The following is a 19773-nucleotide window of genomic DNA, read 5'->3' as shown; positions in this document are numbered from 1 at the left end:
GCTGGAGAGCCTGCAAATGCAGTGCCTCCAGCTCTTTTTATGAAGTATAACGAAATGGACAATGAAAGGTAATCGTTTCAGTCTTGTCTCGGCAATGCTGCTTTTTCATCTTCCCTGATTTCATGCCAGCGGTTTTTTGCCATTCGGACAATAGTCGGCTCAAGGGATTGTTTTTGATTCTCGATTACTTTTGAGAAATAGCGAACAGCATCCTGGTGCTTCCCAAGCCTATGAGAAAGCTCCCCAAGCAAGTAAAGTATGCGCGTTTCGGAAACCTGGCTGCCTTTAAAATCGCCTTTGCTGTAGGAATTCGCATATTCCCCGCAGGCAAGACTAAGAAAGCGGTGTTCCTGCGTTTTGTCACCAAGACTGCGGTGCAGCCAGGCTGTACGGATATAGAGCCCTCCGGTGACAATATGCTTTTCTTTTTTCAGGCTTGCACAAAAGGCCCCAAGTTTCAGCGTCTGAATTGCAGTCATGATGTTCCTTTTACTGCTGTAATCATGAGGTCTCCAGTGACTGCACACTTTATCCTGTAGTTCTTCCTTCGTACCCGGCGGGAAAAATGGACTGAATTCCTCTGTGGAAGAGAAGCCACAATGCGGACAGACATAAACATAATAGAGAGCCGGATTATTTTCAGGATCAGCATAAACTGGAGCAAAGTCAGTATCAATGCTTGTTGTTTTAACAAAACGTGAACGGATTTTCTTTGAGGTATACTGTTTTCCGCATAATATGCATGAACATTTTTTATCATAAAGAGGTTCGATTTCCGCCATGTTTGCACCTTCTTTACAGTGTAAAATAGTATGTTTATACTATGATTATACCAATGTCTTTTATGATAAGCCTCGTTTTTTTGACAAAATAGTTCTTTGTACCTTATTAGGAGTGGGCACTAATTAAGGCATCTAAATTTTTATTGAATCTCGATGGTTGAGGAACAACAGCATGGTGTATATACTGTAATTAGTAAGGAAATCCATTAACAGGAGGATTCATAATGGAACAAATCATTACAATAACAGATGCTGCTGCACTGCAGATTAAAGATATGATGAAACAAAATGAAGAAGAAAACGCGTTTTTGCGTGTTGCCATAAAGGGCGGAGGCTGCAGCGGCCTGTCCTATGGGATGGGATTCGCACATGAAGTAGAGCCAGGCGACAGTGAGCTGGAACAGCACGGAATCAAAATTTTAATTGACAAAACCAGTGCTCCGGCATTGAAAGGGACTGTAATTGATTACAAGCAATCTATGATGGGCGGAGGATTCACGATCGACAATCCGAACGCCATCGCGTCTTGTGGCTGTGGTTCGTCATTCCGGACGGCAACAGAGTCGGGAACGCCAGAGGAGTGCTAGGTGGTATATCAACGTTTTGAGACGATTTTGACTCCGGGATATTACTTCGATAAGCTACCCGGAAACATTGGCGGATGATTGAAGATTGCGGCGTAAAATCCGCATGAAACAACTCCCCAACGGTATAAAAACAACCCTTAAACGGGCTGAAATGGATTGTTAATAACGACCTTTCTTAGCGATGAAATCTAATCGATAGGGGAGGTCGTTTTTGTTTTGGCGTTAAATAAGCGAAACCGCGTCAATAAACTCGCTAATTCATCCAAATCTTATCCGCAACTTACACTCGGACAAGCAATCGATTAACCATTTCCGGAAAGCGCTCCGAGGGCGTCCGTGATAGGACGATCCCTGTCTCTCACAATCCTTATTAAACAAAAGCACGCGTTAGTTGAACAAGCACCATCCCTTCTAACTGCATATTATCTTCGAACTGTGAAGTAACCTTTAAAGCTAAATCTGAAACTTATATCAGTATCGTAATACATATTTCTCCTTATTAACTGAATGTTAACTTTTTTACAAAGTGTCAAATTGGTCATTTTCTTTAAGGAACAATGCGAGGTGTTTTAACTATTTCCTCTTGAAGTACATGGATTCCTCCGACTACTTCATAAGCTGAACCAATTGACACAAGCAAATCTCCTGTAATAGCAAGTTTTTGTTCTTGCAGAAGTTTTATTATATCGGTTTCTCCTATTTGACTTGATACAGAAATAGCCTCTAATATTTGACCAATCGTCCTAATCAAAGCACCAGTTAGTATTTGTTGTTCCCCTGTTGAATTTGCATCTTCCTCAATATGCAAAAGCCCTGATAAACCTTTAATTTCAATAATCTGACCCATTACTTGAATCCACAGTCCCAATTCAACTTCTTTTTCGAGTTCTAAAATTTTTTTACTTTTTTTATCGTCGAAATCTTGTCTATTATTGCTTTTATTTTTGGAATGTTCCATTAGTGTCAACCCCAGAACCCAAATTTTTCTTTATTTTATGTGAATCTAATGCTTCTGTGCTGACCTTCGCTGTGGTCAAACTTAAATTTTGTTATTAGTTTTCCTCCTTCAAACTTGTTTATTGCAGAGTTTGGTTCAAGTGCGACATAAAAAAGAGATCATCTTTCTTCTTCTACTAAACGCCCCGTTAGAATTCCTGTAGATAGCTAATTCTCAACTTTGAATAAAATAAGGTCCCTCAGTAAGATATGAGTATAGACACCACTCTAACTCAAACCCCTTAGGAGGAACCCTTACTATGAAGTTTAAAATGCAGGACAAACAAAATCAACTAATAGAGAGAATATCAGATAGCCATCTTGTAGTTGGTGTGGATATTGCACAAGAATTACATGTGGCCAGAGCTGTGAATTTCCGTGGAATAATAGTGGGAGATCCACCTACATTCGAAAATAATGAAGAAGGTTTTGCTAAATTACTTCAGTGGATAAACCAGTTAAAAACCTTAAGAGGCTTTTCTTCAACTATCGTAGGGATGGAACCTACAGGACATTACTGGATTAACCTTTCAAAATGGCTTTATGATCAAGACATTGAAGCAGTTACTGTTAACCCTCATCTTGTAAAAAAGAATAAAGAAAACCGTGATAATAGCCGATCGAAAAGCGATAAAAAAGATGCTCTCGTCATCGCTGATATGGTCAAGAATGGTTATTATTCCTTTATTCGCCATAGTTCTGAGACCTTTGAAAAACTAAGAGTTTTAATGTCTAACCGTGATATGACGGTTAAGAGACTTGTTAGTGCCATCAATCAAATCAACCGTTGGGTCGATATTGTTTTTCCAGAACTTCGACAGGTATTCAAAGATGTTAAAGGCAAAGGAGCTATGGCGACTCTGCGCCTATTCCCTACACCACTTGAACTTCGCTCCATGAAACCAGTCGATGTCGTTGAAGGCTGGAAATCCCAAATGAAAAGACAACCTGGGATAAAAAAAGCACAAGCGTTAATTGAATTAGCTGTGCATTCAGTCGGCACTCGACAAGCACTCGATGCTTATAAACTACACTTGGAACAGTTAATTGAAGAGTTTGATTTAGCCACTGTGCAACTTGAACGAGTTGAACAGGAAGTCACTTCCCTACTTAAACAAATTCCTTTCGCAAAAAAGTTGCTTGCCATCAAAGGAATTAGTGAAATTGCACTTGCAGGCATTCTTGGAGAATCAGGTGATCTCAGTGGTTTTGCGCATGGTAATTCTCTATTGCGCCATGCTGGATTACATCTCTCCGAGGCAAGTTCAGGTAAATGGAAAGGACAAATTGTCCTTTCTAAGCGCGGCAGATCTCGTTTACGGCGCTTTCTGTATTTAGCGACTATGAGTCTTGTCATGAACAACCCTGATTTTAAAGAGCTGCACGCTAATAATGTTAACGTGAAGAAGATGAAGAAAATGAAATCGATAATGAAATTAATCCATAAACTTGCAAGAGTATTAGTAGGAATGGCTAGAAAGAATGATTCTTATCGTTCTGAGAAGATACAATCGATTACGCCAATAGCTGCCTAACGATTAGTTGATATTAAAGAAACACTTTAAGTTTAATACCTTTCAAATACTGCCTTATTCGTAGGATTTCAAAGAAAGTACGAGTACCGGATTTATTGTACAAAAGGGCTCAGACCCGTTCCGTTAGAAAGACCGGCCTCTACCACTTGGATAGGTGTAACGAAGGAATGAGAGGGCATTTGACCCGTTGAGACATGGGAGTGAAAACCTCCAGGGGTAGCGTGGAGAAAACGTACATTATATGGATATCATTGGATTTAGTAGTAAATCCTTTATTAAAGTACACCTTCATGTAGCCATAATGTTCAAACTCATTCAATCTATCCCCTACTATTCTTTCAAGTGATTTGAAATCCTGCGAATAAGTGAGTATTCGAGAGATAATCGTATCTAACTGAGGGAGTTTAAGTATTTCAACAAAAATAGCGATAAATCCTTGTTGAATCAACGCCCTGGATAATTGAAGATCGTTTCGCGATGCGAGGCTAATTTTAACATCTTACATACTTGCGTTTAAAACCAAGCTTTCCTTTATCGACTGCTTTTTGAATACTTTCGTAAGCATTTAGGAAACTGCTTTTTTTCTTGTCCCGTTTGACTTCTACTGTACCTATTGCTTTTGCGGTCTCGACTGCCTTTTCATGGAGCGGCAAATATGAAATCCCCACGGTGTATAGGAAATTATTCATAGCGGATTTCGTTCGTTCTGGCGAATCGTGAATCGTATTTTTCACAATATCAAGCATATTGGAAATCTTGCTTTCTGAAAATTCAACGTCTAGTCGATTCCCTAAAAGCCAACAGTAGCAACTCCAGCCCGCTGACATTCTCATCTCTTCACAGCTTGCGATCCATTTATCAGCAACTTCTTGTGCAATATCTGACTCTGATAAAGTTACGGCCACTACAAAATCGGACAGCATATAAAAATACGCAGCATCCATCCAACGATCATAATCCGACTCAGTCATGGCTTTTGGGTCTGCAATAATGCCTGCAAAGTACATTGCATCGTAGTTCCCTGTGGCATAAAGCTCTTGAGCTAAACGGTGACTTATTTTTATTTTCTTTGCGATTGGTTTCATAGCGCCTGTAGCCACGCCAAAAAGCGGCTCATGCGCACCATTGGATATGTACATTTTTTTCGTTCGTTCCTTGCCAAGGGCTTCAAGCTCCTGCATAACCATTTCTAAATTCATCGTTTAGCACTTCCTTCTTTTTGGAGTTTTTTCCCTAATATTTTGCCCATAAAATACATCACCATTATCCTATAACAAACTATCATTTGTCAGCAAAACTACCGTCTAAGCGCATGAGTGTTATGTAGGAATCCACTTAATGCATGTTGGCACCATGTTCTCGAACTGGTGGTAAGAAAAACAATGTTTTTACAATGCCTTCTGTTACAGTTGCTTCCAACACTTAGAATCAAGGTATTACTCCATTAAATAGCTCTATTGTTAGTCAAAAATAAAACACGACTCTTAAACTCCGAATAAGGAATTCAACAAAAAGGGCGTTAATCCTTCCCCGATCAACACAGCTATTAGTTGAAAAAGTAAAGATATTATTGTTCATCTTCATTACTGTTACCGCCTTTGTACACTTTTAGATTGGCGGCAAAGACTGGCGCATGGGTCGCTACTAGACAGCGAGCATGTGGCGCCTTAAATAATGTTACAAATCGGCTACTTTTCAGGTTCTTATGCGCGTTGGTGTACGTCAATTACATCGGCTACGTGGTCGCAGTGGACGTGCGCCCTGAAACTCGGGGGTAAAAAAACGTGATCACGTCCCGAAATAGTCATCCGGGACACTCTTGCCGACCTCCTTCAGCGCCTTTTTCACTTTCGTAATAGTTTCGTACTTTGGCGTATAGTCAAAATCGTTACATAACCTCGAAATGGTGGCACGTCCCAGCTTCGCCCTCTGCTCGATGTCCATCTGCGCAATGCCTTCACGGTCCATCCAGCGGCCAAACATAATCGAACACCTGACGTTTTTATACCCGGCGCAAAAAACAGACATATTGGACAGGCAGACGGCCCGTTCGATGAGAGCTCAGACGCATATGTTAAATGTAAAGAAGCTTTTAATAAATTCGACCCACGTCAACGGACACTAACAGCGGAACAGGCTGCGGAATGGAGGGTAAAATAACATGAAAAAATTCGAGTATATATTTTCATTTGCGCTGCTGTTCGTGCTGACAGCTTCGCTGGTTATGTTCCGAAATGATAGCGACATGACATATCTGATTATAGGCGTACTGGTTGGCGCATTTTCTTCGATAACTGCGTTTTTCTTTACGAAGCATAATCCGAATAAACCGGACGAATAAATAAAAACGCCTCGGCCATTACGGTCGGGGCGCATTTTTTTGGAGCGTAAACTATATTTTCTAATTCTTGAAAGGTGAGCCTTTAATGCCTTAGAAATTATAGTAGCTCTATTGAGTCCAATTTCAACATACTCAATTAATGTCTCTATTTCTAAAGTATCAAAGCTTTGTTTGTTCAAATCTGATAATAGCCAAATAAAATAATTTTTATTAAAGTGAATTTTAAGGATTTGCGATGCGTGGTATTCCACGAGCAATGAAGATAGAACTCTTAGTATCATGGCTATCTACGAACAACCTCGGCGACCTGCTGGGGATTTTTTTATGTAGAATACGAACATACATTCGTTTATAATATACGAAGGGAGATGATCGGATATGACGATACGTGACCGAGGTTTATTAAAATGGCTACCAGCGGCATTCATGCCAGAACATAGGACGTTGCTACACGAACTGGCAATAGACGAACTCCGCCAGGCAAAGCCGCTGCTAGACGAATATCAAATCACAGAAATGGAAAGTTGCATTGCATATTCGATGGAGTTTAATTTTCCGTTGATAATTAGGAAATGGACAGACGGGTTCACCTGCGAAGAAAAGGGCCGGGCTCATTTTATCGACCATGTGCGGAAAGAGGTACGACTGAAAACGAAGGACGGCGTGGTGGTGCGCGTTGCCTTTGCGGATATAGTTGGCGTCAAGGTTGTCGAATAAAACATACGATTGAGACTTGTATTCCCGCCAATGTTTGGGTTATATGGAATTAACGAATACCATCGCTTGAAAGAGCAGTGTTAACAATCCTACCGAACAAAAACAATCGTCATAAACACGGTCAAACCGTTGATATTACTACGTTTAAGCTAGCGCAAACATTGCCGGAGGATTCACGATCGACAATCTGAACGCCATCGCGTCTTGTGGCTGTGGTTCGTCATTCCGGACGGCTACAGAGTCGGGAACGCCAGAGGAGTGCTGATTGTATTCATAATTTTAAGATGAACCCCCCTGTTTAGGAGCTGACTCCTGAGCAGGGGGTTTATCTTTTGTAAACAAGCAAGCCAAGGACAGACACACATTTCACCAGTATATGGCCGTATGCCTCGACAACCTGTCCACCGACTGCATAGGATATAACGTAAGCAAGAACAACAGAGAAAGGAGGAATGAACAATGGGGTGCAATAGAAGAGATGAAGTTGGCGGTGCTCAAGACAGAAACTTCTGCAGGGCTGTACGCCGGTGCTTGATCAATGACCTTCGTGTTGCAGGAGCTCGGGACGAAGCTAGGTCTAGAAGACGCAATTGCGGTTGCAGAAGGTCCAGCTGGTAATTCACAGAAAAGATCCCAGGATGCAAGATGCTTCCTGGGATCTTTTTTTATTACGGCGCTAAACGCCGCTTTTCTATTAAAACATTGAAGAGCTGTGGAGCGGCTGTAGCTTTGCTTTAGGGTCAATGAATGCTTTTGCATTATTGACGGCTGTTGGTGCTTCACCAAAACCGCAGGCAATCAGTTTGACTTTTCCTTCATATGTGCAAATATCGCCTGCTGCGTAAATTCCCGGAATGTTGGTTTCCATGCGGGAATTGACAACGATGGAATTTTTCTCGATTTCCAGTCCCCATTCCTTGATTGGCCCAAGGGAGGAAACGAAACCGAAGTTGCAGATGACTGCATCCACATCAACCGTGACTGTTCCTTCACCATTTGCTTCCTTCAGGACAAGCCCGGTGATCTTTTCTTCATTCCCAATAATGTTTTCAGGTACATAAGGTGTTTTGATATCCACTTTTGAATTATGCAGGTTTTCTACACTGTGTTCATGTGCGCGGAATTTATCACGGCGGTGGATAATGGTGACCTGCTTTGCAATCGGCTCAAGCATGAGCGCCCAGTCAACAGCAGAGTCACCGCCCCCAAGGACGGCTACATTTTGGCCAGCAAACTGGCTCAAATCATCAATGAAGTAATGAAGATTTTTCCCTTCATATCCGGCAGTGCTTTCAAGCTCGAGACGTCGCGGCTGGAAGGCTCCGTTTCCGGCAGTGATAATCACTGTCTTTGAATAGTGGATTTCTTTATCAGTGGTTAGCTTAAAGCTTCCATCCTCAAGCTTCTCCAATTTTTCGACAGATTGTTCAAGGACCGCTACAGGGTCGAACTTTGCCATCTGTTCCTTAAGATTGTTCACAAGCTCTTGTGCCCGTACTTTTGGGAAGCCTGCAACGTCGTATATGTACTTTTCAGGATAAAGTGCAGAAAGCTGCCCGCCAAGCTGCGGAAGGCTCTCAATGATTTTGACGGATGCCTGTCTCATGCCGCCGTAAAAAGCAGTGAACAAACCTGCAGGGCCGCCGCCAATAATCGTAATGTCATATACCTTCTGATCTTCTTTCACTCTGTATCCCCCTCACCAAATGGAAAAAATCAAAAATTACTTTATTTTATAATAACATAAAATAAAAAAATAAAACCTGATATACATCACACAATTGCTGGATAAAGTGGGGAAATCAGGTCGGATTTTGTCGTTGATAGCAGTCTAAAATTCTACATTTATATCGGAAAATTGTGAAGTTTCAGCATATATTTATTTCCTTGAAAAAGGAACAAAAAAAGAATATCATAATAGATAGATAATAATGTTAATTTTTTGTGACAAATTTCGCACGTTTTTTTGTCACTTATAGTGAAGAGAATCACATTCTTTTTCTTGCGATATTCATCATATAATTCAGCTTCATAGAAGAATAAGAAAAAGCAAAACAAAATAAAAATTAAAAAGGGTGGAAGTGATCACTGTGAGAAAGCCAAAAATCGTGATTTTAGGAGCAGGTTATGGCGGGCTTATGACAGCTGCCAAGCTGCAAAAAACGGTTGGGGTTAACGAGGCCGACATTAAGCTTGTCAATAAGAATGACTATCATTATGAAACAACATGGCTGCACGAAGCATCTGCCGGAACATTGCACCATGACCGCGTACGCTATGAGATCCGCGATGTAATTGACCGCAACAAGATCGAGTTTATCCAGGGCACTGTTGAAGAAATTAAAACTGAAGAGAAAAGAGTCATCCTTGAAAATGGAGAGCTTGCTTATGACTACCTTGTAGTCGGCCTTGGAGCCGAGCCAGAAACATTCGGGATCAAAGGACTTAAGGAATATGCTTTCTCGATTGTCAGCGTAAATTCAGCACGACAAATCAGGGAGCATATTGAATACCAGTTTGCGACATATAATATGGAAGCAGAGAAAAAAGACGAGCGCCTTGCAATTGTTGTCGGTGGTGCCGGCTTTACAGGTATCGAATTCCTTGGAGAATTGACAAACCGTATTCCTGAGCTTTGCCGTGAGTACGATGTCGACTTCCATAAGGTGAAAATTATTTGCGTAGAAGCAGCGCCAATGGTACTCCCAGGCTTTGACCCTGAACTCGTTAATTATGCGGTTTCCCAGCTTGAGAAAAAAGGAGTCGAGTTCCGTATCGGAACAGCGATCAAAGAGGCAACTCCTGAAGGAATTATCGTTGGAAAAGGCGAAGATGAAGTGGAAGAAATCAAAGCTGGAACAATTGTCTGGGCAGCTGGCGTGCGCGGCAGCTCCGTGATCGAAAAATCTGGATTTGAAGCGATGCGCGGCCGCATAAAAGTCCAGCCAGATTTGAGGGCTCCAGGCCATGACGATGTCTTTGTAGTAGGAGACTGCGCTTTGATCATTAATGAAGAGATCAATCGCCCATTCCCTCCAACCGCACAGATTGCTATGCAGCAAGGCGAAGTGTGCGCAAGGAACCTTGCGGCGCTGACACGAGGCAAAAATGATCTTGAGACATTTACCCCAGACATTAAAGGAACTGTTTGTTCCCTTGGCGACGATGACGCAATCGGCATTGCATTTGGCAAGAAGATGGTCGGCGGAAAGGCATCATTTATGAAGAAAATGATCGATAACCGTGCCCTTTATATGCTTGGGGGACCATCGTTAGTCCTTAAAAAAGGGAAATTCAATATATTTTAACAAAACGACAGGCCGGCATACGGCCTGTTTTTTTCAACATTCTTAAGAAGCGGGGAGTCTTGTATGGCAGGGAGAGGAAATGTGTGGCTAGGGGCTGCAGGCCTTGTTGTTTCAAAAAATGGGGAATGGCTGGTCGTCAAGAAAAAGTACGGTGGATTGAAGGGTGTATGGTCGCTTCCGGCAGGGTTTGTTAATGAAGGTGAAACGGTAGATGAAGCTGCAGTCAGGGAAGTCAGGGAAGAAACTGGGGTATGCTGCACAGTCAAAGGAATGGTTGGCCTCAGGACAGGTGTCATTCGAAGTGAAATCAGCGATAATATGGTGATTTTCCTAATGGAGCCTGAGGAAAACAATAGTATTACCATCCAGGAAACCGAGCTTTCAGAAGCAAAATATATGCTGCCCGAGGAGTTAATCCGGGAGGAAAAAGCTTCTGTTATGCTTCAGTATCTGCTTAACCTGAAGGAATCATCCGTTAAGCCTGCAATAAATGGAGTTGACCCAGGCAGCCATTTTCAATACATCGCATATAAACTATTTTTATAATTTTCTGAAATTATAAGGAAGACAGAGATATTCAGAGGAAACTCAATCTGTATACGCTTCCATTTAGTGTTTTTTCGAGAATATGGCATTTCCCTTTTCAAGGTGAAATCTGATATATTATCAGAAAATTCAACCAAAAGGAGCCGGTAGAATGAATCATCAAAAGAGCGAATCGAATGAATGCCCATACTGTTCAGGTAAGGGGTATTTCCAGCTATTGCTTGGTGGATCGGAAACCTGCACTTGTTGCAGCGGTTCCGGCAAGGAAAAATAAAACGGATGAAAGCCCTGTGGCATACAGGGTTTTCTTTTTTTGTAGTAAAAAGTATATTCCGCATTAAAAGAGGAGCTGCATAGACAGCGTAATGTTTGACGGAGTTTTCAGCATTCAAGTAAACTAGGAATGATTGTTTATAGGGGGAATTTCTAGTGGGACTGACTGTTGTTACATTGATTATCTCAATGCTGCTTTTTTTCGTGCTCTTTTTTGGAATTGGTTTTCTGCTAAATATGCTTTTAAGGATGTCGTGGGTCATGGCGATTATTTATCCTATCGTGACCATTTTTATTGTCGACAAAGTCCGCTTCATTGATTACTTCAAAAATAGCGGTAAGTCCTTCAGTGAGTTAGGCAACAGATTCGGGAACCTTGCGCCGGCAGACCTTATGATATTGGCCAGTGGGTTTGCAGGTGCACTTGCAGCAGGTTTCATTATAAAGCTGCTTAGGAAAAAAGGATACCAGATGTTTTAAAACAGCTTCCAATTGTGAAGCTGTTTTTTTTATTATGGATGTATATTGGTAAGTAAATAGGTCCTGGGACTTATTTTTTGCTCCTTTTGCATATTTCCTTTTTTGTTGGGAAATTAATAGCTTTGGGAGGAGTGAAAAATTTTGAAGAAAATATTAACAATATGGGCAAGGCGCTCTGTCATGACAGTGCTATTCCTTGCAGCCCTATTGACAACGTATCATTCCATTTCAGGAGTGGATGCAATGTCACTCGCTTCGTATATCAATCAAGACAGCTCAGAACAAAATGAATCTACATATACAAAACATGGTAAAAAGGCAGTTGGCCTTGCGCTGAAGTGGCTGAAGAAGGTTCCAGCAGCACGAACGGAAATCTCATCCAGCAAGGCTGTTGCTGAAACACCGCCTGATTTAGAAGCTTCAATCGACTGGTCGAAATATAAAAAAACCACCATTATAGCTACAGGATATACAGCGGGTGTCGAATCGACCGGAAAAAATCCAGGCCATCCTGAGTATGGAATTACTTTCTCGGGAGTCAAGGTGAAACGTGATTTATATTCCACAATTGCAGCAGATTTAAACGTATTTCCAATAGGTACCATCCTTTTCATACCTGGCTACGGATATGGTGTGGTGGCTGATAAAGGCGGAGCGATTAAAGGCAATAAAATCGATTTGTATTACGATACGGTTGAAGAAGTATTTGAAAAATGGGGCAAAAAAACGATTGAAGCATCGATTGTAAAGATGGGGAGCGGAAAGCTGACTGAAACGGACTTGCAGCAGCTGAATGAAGAAGAATCGATGCAAGTATTCCGGCAGCAGTATATTAGCGAGTGAAAATAATGTAAAAAGGCAGGCCAGAGAAGGCCTGCCTTTTTACATTAGTGGTTCTCATTTAAAAGGTTCAGCAGTTTTTCAAGTCCGTCCAGGAGTCTTGGGGAGGGCCTGCAGTACAATTCTTCCTCAAGGATGAAGATTCTTTCCTTTTGAACGGCTTCGAGCGCTTGCCAGCCGGGTCTCTTCGTTATTTGGGCTGTTCTGATTTTTTGCTTTCTGACTCCCACCCATGCCACGCAAATATAATCAGGATTACGTTTTAGTACATCCTCCCAGCTTGTTTGGATGCTTGCAAGCTCAACATCATCATACAGGTTCCTTGCTCCAGCAGCTTCGGAAATCTCTGTCAGCCAATTAATCCGCCCTGGAGTAAAAACAGGCTTTGGCCACCACTCCCAGTATAGAGATGGCCTCTGCCCTATCATTTGTTCTTTCCCCTGCGTACGCAAATGCTCAAGCTTTTCCCTGTACCTTGCGGCTGCTTCCTTCCCTCGTTCCGGGTCCTGAAGAGCCTCCCCGGTACGAACCAGATCATTTTCAATATCATGTAATGACTGTGGGTTCAGGACGATGTAGGGAATCCCACGCTGTTTCAGCCCTTCCACATTCTTTTCCATGCCAGGGACACTAAGGGAGGCAAGGACGAGATCTGGTTTTAACTCGTCCACAAGATCAAGGTTAATGGATAGGTCAGGGCCAAGACGCGGAAGGCTTTTAATGGAATCGGGCCAGTCGGAAAAGTCATCAACAGCAATGAGTTTATCCGAAAGTCCGAGATATTCGATCAGTTCAGTGTTGCTTGGGCAAATTGATATGATTTTCATGTTTTGCTCCTTTCGCCTTATAGGATGGAGTGCAGGACTAATGCTAATACGATTCCAGTCAGCCCGCCGAAGAATACTTCAATTGGCTTGTGGCCAAGAAGTTCCTTTAGTTCTTTTCTCTTTTCTTGCTCTGGTTTCTTTGGCCATTCTTTTGCCTCCTCGACGAATCTGTTGAAGTCGGAGACGAGCCGGTTAAGGACAATGGCTTGTTCACCAGCCTGCCTGCGTACACCTTTTGCATCAAACATGGTGATGACCGCAAAGATGGCTGATAGGGCGAATACAGGTGAATCAAGGCCTGATTCAAGAGCAATGCCTGTAGCGAGAGCTGTCACAGCGGCGGAGTGAGAACTTGGCATGCCGCCGGTACTGGTAAGCAGGGACCAGTCAATACGCCTTGTAGCGATATACTGGATGGGGACCTTGATGAATTGTGCGAAGAAAATGGCTGCAAAGGACACCCATAAAGGAAAATTTTCAAATAAGTCCATGACGTAACCCCCTCTGAAATTAGGATTGTTCTCTACATTTATACCCTTAACGAGCTGGATCATGACCTGGGAGCAGGTCTTTTGTTATGCTGTTTTTAACGGGAAGGATGGGAGTGAAAGTATGCAGGACTATCCAATGGAATATTACCAGTTTTTTATCCGTTTCAATGAGGGTGATTATTATACATGCCATGATTTGCTTGAAGATATGTGGATGGAGGAGAAGGGAAATTTATTTTTGAAAGGACTCCTCCAGATGACTGTTGCTCTTTATCATTACAGCTATGGCAATGTAAAAGGAGCAAGGGTAATGATGTATGTAGCATTGGAATATCTTCAGCCTTACAGGCCAGGCCATTGGGGGCTGGACCTTGAAAAGGTGGTGAATTTCATTCAGGATTGCCTTTTTATTATACCAGAAGATATAGATGCAATACCGTATTCAGCCATTGGCAGTCTGCCGGTGCTACCTTCCCTGTTTTTATTTCTCGAGGATGATTAGCAAGTCGAAATAATACTATTGTTCAGATATAATAGAACTATATTATGGAGGTGACAGACATTGTTTAATGTAAAAAGAGAATTTGATTTCTCAGCTGCGGGGGAATGTCTCGCAATGGGGATTTTCAACCGGACAGGCAATCTTGAAGGTTTACAGGGAGAAGCAGATGCAATCTTTGGCGGTCAGCTGCAGGAGCTTGTAAAAAGCGGGGATATTGGCACAAAAAAGAAAACGGTATCAAAAATACATACTTTTGGCAAGATAGGGGCGAAGAGACTATATTTCCTTGGCCTAGGGCATGAAAAAGAGCTGACCTTCGAATTGCTGAGGGAATCATTCGGGAAGCTGCTCAAGTCTACCAAGCATGAAAAGTGGTCTGAGGCAGCCATTCTGCTTGATACTTTTGCGACTGATAAAGTTGGCACGCTTGATGCTGCTTATGCCCTTGGGGAAGCAATGGCTCTCGCGACATACGAATTTGAAAGCTACAGACAAAAGTCGAATGAACCAGACAGGAAACTGGAGAACGTGACAGTTTATTCCCAGGTAGAAGAACAAGAGGATGTTGAAGCGGCACTGAGAGTCGGATACGTATTTGGCAGCGCAACGAATTCAACCAGGACGCTAGTCAACCTTCCAGGAAATATGCTGACAGCATCTGTTATGGCCGATTATGCGCTGAAGCTTGCAGACAAATACGGGTTTGAATCTGAAATCCTTGAAAAAGAAGACATGGAGAAGCTTGGAATGGGTGCATTTCTGGCTGTCAACCAAGGCTCTTTAGAGCCTCCGAAGATGATTGTTCTTAAATATCAGGGCAAGGAGGAATGGAAGGATGTCATCGGTCTTGTAGGCAAAGGCATCACCTTTGATACCGGCGGTTATTCCATTAAACCAAAGGACGGAATCGTTGGAATGAAGACCGACATGGGCGGGGCTGCCGCTGTTCTTGGGGCAATGGAAATAATTGGTGAATTGATGCCGGAGCAAAACATTGTTGCAGTCATTCCTTCAACAGACAACATGATCAGCGGAAACGCATTTAAACCAGATGATGTGATCACGTCGATGAGCGGTAAAACAATTGAAGTGCTGAATACTGATGCTGAAGGCCGACTTGTGCTGGCTGATGCCGTAACCTATGCGAAGCATCATGGAGCCGACTACCTTGTCGATGTAGCGACTTTGACGGGCGGCGTTGTAGTTGCGCTCGGCACAGATATCACTGGTGCACTCACGAACAACGAGGGCTGGTTTGAGCAGGTTCTTGAAGCTTCCAATGAAGCCGGAGAGCCAATCTGGCGGCTTCCATTGTTTGAAAAAGACATCGAGCGCGTGAGAGGCAGCAAGATTGCCGATCTAAATAACTCGCCTGGACGCGAGGGACACGCCATTATGGGTGGTGCTTTTGTTGGTGAATTTGCTGAAGGCACACCATGGGTCCATCTTGATATCGCCGGAACAGCTACTACTGAGAAAGAGCATGACCTCGGACCGGCAGGTGCAACTGGAGTAATGGCCCGAACACTGGCCCTTCTGGTTGAACGTTTTGAACCAATTTCATAAGCAAATGTGAAAAACCGGCTGCTGTTGTAGCCGGTTTTTTTGCGTTTCAGCAAATGAGCAGTTTACTTGCCGGTTTTCAAAGTTAATTAAGATCTAGGGAGGTTTTTGGATATTCGCGTAAAAAGGGTTCAACTCGCCCCAAAACTCGTCTTATCAAACCAATAATCAATTTGTGTAAAATACCACTTTGAATGCCACTTGCTGGAAAAGCACCAGCCGGCTTCTCTTAAAGGATACAATCCCCAGTGAAAATTCATTGACAGAAAAATAAGCCTATGATAATTTTATATTTATATTTTAACTCTCTACCAATTTACCAAACTAAAGTATAGAGAAAGGGGCAGGACTTACATCATGAATGCCGTAATTATTGCAGTCCTTGTCATGCTAGTATTAAGCCTTTTGCGTGTCAATGTGGTTATTTCCTTAATTGTTTCTTCGCTAATAGGAGGATTAACAGGAGGGCTTGGTCTTGAAAATGCAATTGAAGTCTTCACAGAGGGCCTTGGAGGAAGCGCTTCTGTTGCCTTGAGTTATGCACTCCTTGGCGCATTTGCAGTGGCTGTTTCCAGCACAGGGCTTCCAAATCTGCTTGTAGAATGGATGCTTAAAATCATTGGAAGAAGCGGAGAAGCCAAGGGAAGGGCCTACTCAAAGGTCCTTATCATTTTTCTAATTCTAATGATGGCCATTTTTTCACAGAACTTGATTCCGATCCACATTGCATTCATTCCAATTTTCATTCCGCCACTCTTGACTATTTTTAACGAACTGAAAATCGACAGACGCCTGATTTCTTCTATTATTACTTTTGGGCTGATTACACCATATATGTTTCTCCCGGCGGGCTTCGGAAAGATATTTCATGAAATCCTCCAGAAGAATATGGCGGACAGCGGCCTGTCTGTAAAAATGGAGGATATCCCGGATGCTATGCTGATCCCTGCGATCGGCATGATTGTTGGATTGGCCATTGCTGTTTTCATTAGTTACCGGAAACCAAGAAGCTATGTGCAGCACGATTGGATAACCACTGAAAAGACGGTTTATTCGAGAAAGAATATTGCTTTTTCAGTACTCGCAATCATTGCAGCGCTGGCTATTCAGATCATGCTTGATTCAATGATTTTTGGAGCGCTTGCGGGTATCGGTGTCATATATTTAAGCGGAGCTGTCAATTGGCGTGAGGCCGACAGTCTTTTAATGGATGGAATGAAGATGATGGCATTCATAGGTTTCGTGATGCTGTCGGCATTTGGATTTGCTGCTGTCCTTAAGGAGACTGGTGATGTTGAAGGCCTTGTCACGATGGCTGCAGGCATGATCGGGGATAATCAGGCGCTAGGTGCCTTGATTATGCTGTTAGTAGGTTTGCTTGTCACATTGGGGATCGGTTCGTCTTTCTCTACAATTCCCATCATCGCCACAATCTTTGTGCCGCTATGCATTCAACTTGGTTTCAGCCCTCTGGCTACTATTGCGATTGTCGGAACGTCGGCAGCGCTCGGGGATGCTGGTTCACCAGCATCTGACAGTACGCTTGGACCGACTTCGGGCCTGAATGCGGATGGCCAGCATAACCACATTTGGGATACTTGTGTCCCTACTTTCACCCACTATAACATTTCGCTCATTGTCTTCGGATGGATTGCAGCAATGGTTTTGTAGCGTTACTTTTTGACTGCTTTTTTTCTGGATGAAGTAGCTAAATAGGCAAAAACTCCATGTCCGCGGACAGATGCCCACTCCATTCAAGGCCCATCTGCATATGAAATAGTGTAGGAAGAAGAGGAGGAGGATGCATCATATGAGGAATCTATACCCCGGTTATCGAGGAGACAGCCGGTTTTTCTTTGGAGGGCCGTTTCTCGGAGGCTTGCTGGGAGGGCTTGTTGGCAGTGCTATTTTTGCACCGCGGCCGTTTTACCCGCCGCCATACCCTGCCTTTCAGCCATACCCGGCATACCCGCCGTATCAGCCGTACCCGTTTTCTCCCTATGGAGGGGTTCCATACTAGCGATAAGGTTTTTTAGAACAGCTCTTTAAAGAAAGGGCTGTTTTTTTATAAATAAGAACCACTTACCGCCATCTTAATTGTATAGTCAGCTCTGCAGAAGGCCTATTATTCTTCCTTCCGGTAAAATGAATGGTAAAGCCGTCCGGGTTAAAAGAGAGGGAGGGCTTGTTCCTGACTCCAGTTGAAAGGATTAGCCCTTCAACCGCTGAATGCTTTGATTCCTGTGCAGCGCTCATGATTCTGGAAGAAAATGATGGGGAAGCCGAAATTTTCTCCATTATTTTACGTGCATCCTGAAACAGGGCCAAAGATACACCAGCCGACTGGCGAAACTGTGCGGTATTGACAGGAGGAAAAGCCCTCCAGACTGGGCGGCGCTGGTAAAAGGGCTGGATATATTGCCGAGGGTATCCGCTTCTGAAATGATGAAAATATCTCATTTATTCTCTCCTCCCATTTTATATAGGGCATTTTCATTATATGAAGACCCCCTTCCATGTATGTGGGAGAAACTACAGAGTTTCAATTGCAAAAAAGAGGGTATTTTTCGGAAAATGGCGAACTGTTTATTCATATACTTGAAGAATTCCCATAAATTATGGTGGAAGGGCAATACAGGGGAGGGGCCTGAATGGATTTAGACCTCGTCATGGAATTAATCGCAGAGAATGGGTACCTCGGCTTGTTTTTTTGGCTGTGGTTAGGTGTCTTTGGTGTGCCCCTGCCCAATGAAGTGATAGTTATGGGAGTCGGTTTCGCTTCTTCAATAGAAGTGTTTCATCCCTTGCTTGCGTTTGCAGTTACATACACGGGAATCATTTTTGCGCTTACGACAAGCTATTTGCTTGGAAGGCTTGTGGGGAAGCGAATACTCGAAATCTTGAAGAAGAACAAGCAATTTTCAAAATCACTGGAATCATCATTTAGATTAATGGAGAAATATCATGCCTTTTCCTTGTCCTTCAGCTATTTCATTCCTGGTGTACGAAACTTTATTCCATTCTTATATGGAATGGGAGGATTGCGGTTTCGCACATTTGCGCTCTTTTCCTATTCGGGTTCGCTAACATGGCTCTTGGTGGTCTTTTCGCTTGGATTTTTATTTGGAGATAATATGGATAGGTTACTGAAGTTCGGGGGTGAATCGGGAGTCATTCTTTTAGGAGTTGCCCTGCTGACAGCGGCTGTGTTAGTCTTCAGAAGAAAACGGCGCAGCGGGTCGAGAGTCCTTGACAGGTAAGGACGGGAATCCTCCCGCCCTTATTTGGGAACTGCTTATTGCCTGTGTTCAAATAAATCAATGGCTCCAAGGACGATATGTGCAAGGCCGAATCCGACAACAGTATTCGATAGCATGCTGTCCACCCTGCGGTTTTGTTTTATGGCATAGCCTGCAGCTGTTACGGCAGTTCCAAGCACAGTAGGAATTAAGCCTTCACGGACTGAATTCATGCTTTATTTACCTCGGATATGATCATTTGACCATCAGGACAATAAAAGTATTTCCTGTTTCAAGGTTATTATTTTGGAGTTAATTGCTGATTAAAAATTGGAGGAATTGTCGTGGAAATAGAAAATACACTCATGAACGCACTCGGTATAGAAATTACGAAAATAGAAAAAGGATTGGTGACAGCCAAGATGCCTGTGGATGGACGTACACGCCAGCCATTTGGCCTTCTCCACGGCGGGGCATCGGTTGCACTTGCTGAAACCGCAGCAAGTGTTGGGGCTTATGAGCTGGCTGATAAAGAGACCGAAGCCGTCGTCGGGCTTGAAATTAATGCGAACCATATCCGCTCGGTACGGGAAGGCTGGGTGACAGCGACTGGAACCATCCTTCATCAAGGAAAATCGACAATGGTGTGGGAAATCAAGATCACCGATGAAGAGGACCAGCTTATCTGCATTTCCAGATGCACGATGGCAATCATAAAGAAAAAGTAAAAAGCAGCCTGGCTGCTT

Annotated in this window: 24 protein-coding genes and 1 pseudogene; 16 read left to right on the top strand and 9 right to left on the bottom strand. The window is 43.0% G+C overall.

Annotated elements, in window-relative coordinates; all coding sequences use genetic code 11:
• Positions 1-77: 77 nt before the first annotated feature.
• Entirely contained in the window at positions 78-782 is a 705-nt protein-coding gene (locus D1970_RS01140) for a DUF2225 domain-containing protein (protein WP_119111038.1), read from the bottom strand.
• A 224-nt stretch (positions 783-1006) separates the two neighbouring features.
• On the opposite strand from D1970_RS01140, the gene D1970_RS01135 reads away from it, so the two are divergent.
• On the top strand, positions 1007-1369 hold the full coding sequence (locus tag D1970_RS01135; RefSeq protein ID WP_119111037.1) for a HesB/IscA family protein: 363 nt from the start codon (positions 1007-1009) through the stop codon (positions 1367-1369).
• A gap of 547 nt (positions 1370-1916) precedes the next feature.
• Here D1970_RS01135 and D1970_RS01130 read toward each other — a convergent pair.
• A complete protein-coding gene (locus D1970_RS01130; RefSeq protein ID WP_119111036.1) occupies positions 1917-2327 on the bottom strand; it encodes a hypothetical protein in 411 nt (136 codons plus the stop codon).
• 298 nt (positions 2328-2625) lie between these two features.
• Here D1970_RS01130 and D1970_RS01125 point away from each other — a divergent pair, with 298 nt between their 5' ends.
• Entirely contained in the window at positions 2626-3900 is a 1275-nt protein-coding gene (locus tag D1970_RS01125) for an IS110 family RNA-guided transposase (RefSeq protein WP_119111035.1), read from the top strand.
• Positions 3901-4391: 491 nt separating this feature from the next.
• Here D1970_RS01125 and D1970_RS01120 read toward each other — a convergent pair whose 3' ends face one another.
• Positions 4392-5099, bottom strand: a complete 708-nt coding sequence (locus D1970_RS01120) for a DNA alkylation repair protein (RefSeq protein WP_119111034.1) — start codon at positions 5097-5099, stop codon at positions 4392-4394.
• Positions 5100-5688: 589 nt separating this feature from the next.
• Complete coding sequence (locus D1970_RS01115; protein WP_119111033.1) at positions 5689-5883, bottom strand: transcriptional regulator; 195 nt, start codon at positions 5881-5883, stop codon at positions 5689-5691.
• Between the two features lie 178 nt (positions 5884-6061).
• On the opposite strand from D1970_RS01115, the gene D1970_RS01110 reads away from it, so the two are divergent.
• The 3 genes and pseudogenes from D1970_RS01110 to D1970_RS01100 all read left to right on the top strand — a co-directional run.
• Positions 6062-6241, top strand: coding sequence for a hypothetical protein (locus D1970_RS01110; RefSeq protein WP_119111032.1), 180 nt, complete (start codon positions 6062-6064; stop codon positions 6239-6241).
• Positions 6242-6667: 426 nt separating this feature from the next.
• A complete protein-coding gene (locus D1970_RS01105) occupies positions 6668-6958 on the top strand; it encodes a YolD-like family protein (RefSeq protein ID WP_181213374.1) in 291 nt (96 codons plus the stop codon).
• 160 nt (positions 6959-7118) lie between these two features.
• Positions 7119-7223: pseudogene (locus D1970_RS01100) on the top strand (iron-sulfur cluster assembly accessory protein); the annotation flags it as partial.
• Between the two features lie 429 nt (positions 7224-7652).
• Here the strand turns inward: D1970_RS01100 and D1970_RS01095 are convergent.
• Complete coding sequence (locus tag D1970_RS01095) at positions 7653-8645, bottom strand: NAD(P)/FAD-dependent oxidoreductase (protein WP_119111030.1); 993 nt, start codon at positions 8643-8645, stop codon at positions 7653-7655.
• Positions 8646-9039: 394 nt separating this feature from the next.
• Here D1970_RS01095 and D1970_RS01090 point away from each other — a divergent pair, with 394 nt between their 5' ends.
• From D1970_RS01090 to spsC, 5 genes are all read left to right on the top strand, one after another.
• Positions 9040-10266, top strand: coding sequence for an NAD(P)/FAD-dependent oxidoreductase (locus tag D1970_RS01090; protein WP_181213373.1), 1227 nt, complete (start codon positions 9040-9042; stop codon positions 10264-10266).
• 63 nt (positions 10267-10329) lie between these two features.
• A complete protein-coding gene (locus tag D1970_RS01085) occupies positions 10330-10812 on the top strand; it encodes an NUDIX domain-containing protein (protein WP_119111028.1) in 483 nt (160 codons plus the stop codon).
• 151 nt (positions 10813-10963) lie between these two features.
• Positions 10964-11086 (top strand): YuiA family protein, encoded by a 123-nt coding sequence (locus D1970_RS22120; protein ID WP_181213372.1) that lies wholly within the window; start codon positions 10964-10966, stop codon positions 11084-11086.
• A 188-nt stretch (positions 11087-11274) separates the two neighbouring features.
• Positions 11275-11565, top strand: coding sequence for a YuiB family protein (locus D1970_RS01080; protein WP_219915722.1), 291 nt, complete (start codon positions 11275-11277; stop codon positions 11563-11565).
• Between the two features lie 180 nt (positions 11566-11745).
• Complete coding sequence (gene spsC / locus D1970_RS01075) at positions 11746-12408, top strand: stationary phase survival protein SpsC (protein WP_119111082.1); 663 nt, start codon at positions 11746-11748, stop codon at positions 12406-12408.
• Between the two features lie 44 nt (positions 12409-12452).
• On the opposite strand, the gene D1970_RS01070 is transcribed toward spsC, so the two are convergent.
• Together D1970_RS01070 and D1970_RS01065 are read right to left on the bottom strand one after the other, a co-directional pair.
• Positions 12453-13232, bottom strand: coding sequence for a cobalamin-binding protein (locus D1970_RS01070; protein ID WP_119111026.1), 780 nt, complete (start codon positions 13230-13232; stop codon positions 12453-12455).
• Positions 13233-13249: 17 nt separating this feature from the next.
• Positions 13250-13723, bottom strand: coding sequence for a divergent PAP2 family protein (locus tag D1970_RS01065; protein ID WP_119111025.1), 474 nt, complete (start codon positions 13721-13723; stop codon positions 13250-13252).
• Positions 13724-13844: 121 nt separating this feature from the next.
• Between D1970_RS01065 and D1970_RS01060 the strand changes: the two genes are divergently transcribed.
• From D1970_RS01060 to D1970_RS01045, 4 genes are all read left to right on the top strand, one after another.
• Positions 13845-14225 (top strand): DUF309 domain-containing protein, encoded by a 381-nt coding sequence (locus D1970_RS01060; RefSeq protein ID WP_119111024.1) that lies wholly within the window; start codon positions 13845-13847, stop codon positions 14223-14225.
• A 60-nt stretch (positions 14226-14285) separates the two neighbouring features.
• Positions 14286-15791 (top strand): leucyl aminopeptidase, encoded by a 1506-nt coding sequence (locus D1970_RS01055; RefSeq protein WP_119111023.1) that lies wholly within the window; start codon positions 14286-14288, stop codon positions 15789-15791.
• A 354-nt stretch (positions 15792-16145) separates the two neighbouring features.
• Positions 16146-17459 (top strand): Na+/H+ antiporter family protein, encoded by a 1314-nt coding sequence (locus D1970_RS01050; protein WP_119111022.1) that lies wholly within the window; start codon positions 16146-16148, stop codon positions 17457-17459.
• A gap of 139 nt (positions 17460-17598) precedes the next feature.
• Positions 17599-17808, top strand: a complete 210-nt coding sequence (locus D1970_RS01045) for a hypothetical protein (protein WP_374978527.1) — start codon at positions 17599-17601, stop codon at positions 17806-17808.
• Positions 17809-17870: 62 nt separating this feature from the next.
• Here D1970_RS01045 and D1970_RS01040 read toward each other — a convergent pair whose 3' ends face one another.
• Positions 17871-18248, bottom strand: coding sequence for a YuzC family spore coat inner layer protein (locus D1970_RS01040; protein ID WP_119111020.1), 378 nt, complete (start codon positions 18246-18248; stop codon positions 17871-17873).
• 191 nt (positions 18249-18439) lie between these two features.
• Between D1970_RS01040 and D1970_RS01035 the strand changes: the two genes are divergently transcribed.
• The gene (locus tag D1970_RS01035) at positions 18440-19048 is read left to right on the top strand and encodes a DedA family protein (protein ID WP_119111019.1); all 609 of its coding nucleotides are present in this window, start codon (positions 18440-18442) and stop codon (positions 19046-19048) included.
• A 35-nt stretch (positions 19049-19083) separates the two neighbouring features.
• Here D1970_RS01035 and D1970_RS01030 read toward each other — a convergent pair whose 3' ends face one another.
• Positions 19084-19260, bottom strand: a complete 177-nt coding sequence (locus tag D1970_RS01030) for an asparagine synthase (protein ID WP_119111018.1) — start codon at positions 19258-19260, stop codon at positions 19084-19086.
• Positions 19261-19392: 132 nt separating this feature from the next.
• On the opposite strand from D1970_RS01030, the gene D1970_RS01025 reads away from it, so the two are divergent.
• Positions 19393-19755, top strand: a complete 363-nt coding sequence (locus tag D1970_RS01025; RefSeq protein WP_119111081.1) for a PaaI family thioesterase — start codon at positions 19393-19395, stop codon at positions 19753-19755.
• The last annotated feature ends 18 nt before the right edge of the window (positions 19756-19773 follow it).

This window comes from Mesobacillus zeae, assembly GCF_003570705.1.
Taxonomy (GTDB): Bacteria; Bacillota; Bacilli; order Bacillales; family Cytobacillaceae; genus Mesobacillus_C; species Mesobacillus_C zeae.
The sequence above is the reverse complement of the archived record's forward strand: the minus strand, read 5'-3'. Positions and strand labels throughout refer to the sequence as shown.